This is a genomic window from Sulfitobacter sp. HI0129, from assembly GCF_001635395.1.
Classification (GTDB): domain Bacteria; phylum Pseudomonadota; class Alphaproteobacteria; order Rhodobacterales; family Rhodobacteraceae; genus Sulfitobacter.
The window spans coordinates 1-2,059 of sequence record NZ_LWGH01000880.1; the positions used below are offsets into that span (position 1 = coordinate 1).

4 protein-coding genes are annotated in these 2,059 nt (G+C 61.0%); all 4 read left to right on the forward strand.

What is annotated here, in order from left to right:
- The first annotated feature begins 2 nt into the window (after positions 1-2).
- On the forward strand, positions 3-830 hold the full coding sequence (locus A3764_RS20545; protein WP_236628272.1) for a flagellin N-terminal helical domain-containing protein: 828 nt from the start codon (positions 3-5) through the stop codon (positions 828-830).
- A gap of 65 nt (positions 831-895) precedes the next feature.
- Complete coding sequence (locus A3764_RS20550) at positions 896-1,306, forward strand: flagellar biosynthesis regulator FlaF (protein WP_067925845.1); 411 nt, start codon at positions 896-898, stop codon at positions 1,304-1,306.
- A 1-nt stretch (position 1,307) separates the two neighbouring features.
- Positions 1,308-1,757 carry a flagellar biosynthesis repressor FlbT gene (locus A3764_RS20555; protein WP_067925842.1) on the forward strand — a complete coding sequence of 150 codons (450 nt, stop codon included), beginning with the start codon at positions 1,308-1,310 and terminating at the stop codon, positions 1,755-1,757.
- A partial coding sequence (locus A3764_RS20560) for a DUF1217 domain-containing protein (protein WP_150122346.1) occupies positions 1,754-2,059 on the forward strand: 306 nt, incomplete at its 3' end. The genes A3764_RS20555 and A3764_RS20560, both read left to right, overlap by 4 nt.

Below are 2,059 nucleotides of genomic sequence, written 5' to 3' on the forward strand. Positions count from 1 at the left end.
CAATCCTCACCAATACATCGGCGATGGGCGCGCTTTCGACATTGCGCGGCATCAACGAGCAGCTCGGCGAGACACAGAACCGCATTTCCACCGGTCTGAAGGTCTCCTCCGCCAAGGACAACGCGTCCTATTATTCCATTTCCACGACGATGAATTCCGAAAGCGGCATGAACAAAGCCGTCAACGAGGGTCTGACCCTTGCGAAGAATTCCGTGTCGACCGCCCGCCTGGGTGCGGAAACGCTCGTCGATCTTGCGCAGGAATTCGTTGACCGTCTGGCCTTTGCCCAGACCGAAGGCGTGAATCAGGCTGACATTCAAAAGGAACTGACCGCCCTTGCCGCGCAGATGCAGACAGCGATCGAGCAGTCCTCCTTCAACGGCGAAAACCTGATTTCCGCAACTGGCGCTGGCCCGAAGGAAGTCGTTTCCGGCGTCAGCCGCAGCGGAACGATGTTGAACACGACTACGATTGATTTCACCACCACCGACCTCGAAGCGGAACAGGCCAAATTTGCGGCGATCCTGATCGATGAGAGCACCACACCGACAGCGCTGGAAACCGCATTGCGCAACGCCGAAAGCTACCTGACCACGGTGACGGGTGCGGCGACGGATCTGGGTATTGCCGAGCGTTCCATCGAGACGCAGCAGAACTTTCTGAGCGAGCTGACGGACAAGCTGGATGCCGGTGTCGGGTCGATGATCGACGCGGACATGGAAGAAGAGGCCGCCCGCCTGCAGTCGCTTCAGGTGCAGCAGCAGCTTGCCACGCAGTCGCTGTCGATCGCCAATCAGGCGCCGCAGAATATCTTGAGCCTCTTCCAGTAAGGCCGACGCCTCGCTCCTGAGCAGGGGAGCGGGACGGATAAAGAACATAACAAGGAGAAAATCCTATGGGCTTGGCAGCATACAAGAAGACCATCAGGGAAAGCGAATCCCCGCGTCAGATCGAGCGGCGCATCCTGTCGCGCGTGACGCATGAGCTTCAGACCTATGTCGCGGATTTCGACAAGAGCGAGTCCCGGTTCGAGCGGCAGCAGATCCTTGCGGGCGGTTTGCGCGATACGCTGGTTGAGAACCAGCGCATCTGGGCGGCCCTGCGCAGCGACCTGGCGGAGCCGGGCAACACGATCCCCGACAGCCTGAAGGCATCGCTCATTTCCATCGCCATGTGGATCGACCGCCAGTGCAGCGCCGTCATCGCGGGGGAGGGCGGCCTCGCCGGTCTCGTGGAAATCAACAGCAACATCGTCGCCGGGCTTGCGGGCCGTGGCGCGACCGAAATGGCTCACGAAGGGGTCTGACATGTTAAAAATCACGCTCAGACCCCGCGAACGGGTCATCGTCAACGGCTGTGTCCTGCGCAACGGGGATCGGCGCCAATCCATCACCGTGGAAAATCGCGCCGACATCGTGCGCGAAAGCGATCTGCTGGACGCCAAGAAGAAGGCGACGCCGGTATCCAAGATCTATTTCCTGTTGCAGACGGCGCTCATCAATCCCAAGGCACGGGAGGAGATCGTACCCAAGATCCAGTCCGGGCTGGTGGGGCTGGCAACCTGTTTCGGCGCAGAGATGCGCGGGAAGGTGATGCAGGCCGCCAACCACGTCAGCATGGCGGATTACTACAAGGCCATGAGCGACCTGCGCCCCGTGCTGAAGTACGAGGGCGAGTTGATGTCGCTGAAACTGCCGGACCGCGGTGCCGCAGCAAAAGCCGCCCCGCCGGCGGCAGGGCAATCGGTGTCCGCATGATCCCCCTGGGCGGTCTGGGAACAGGTCTGGCTGTCAATCTCTATGACAGTACGCGCGATAAGCAGCTGGACCTGGTGGCGCGCAACGCGCTGAACGCGCGGCAGATCGCCGCCTTCAGCGAGCGTATCGGCCAGATCGGATCGCCCAAGGAACTGATCGCGGATACGGAGGTCTATACTTTCGTCATGCGGGCCTTCGACCTCGAAGCGCAGATCTTCGGCAAGGCGCTCATCCGCAAGACGCTGGAAAGTGACCGCTCGGATACCGCCGCGCTGGTGAACCGCCTGACCGATCCCAACATC

Bases quoted from the DNA above. Each gene is read 5' to 3' on its own strand.
- A3764_RS20550 (WP_067925845.1), top strand. From the start codon at position 896: ATGGGCTTGGCAGCATACAAGAAGACCATCAGGGAAAGCGAATCCCCG.
- A3764_RS20555 (WP_067925842.1), top strand. From the start codon at position 1,308: ATGTTAAAAATCACGCTCAGACCCCGCGAACGGGTCATCGTCAACGGC.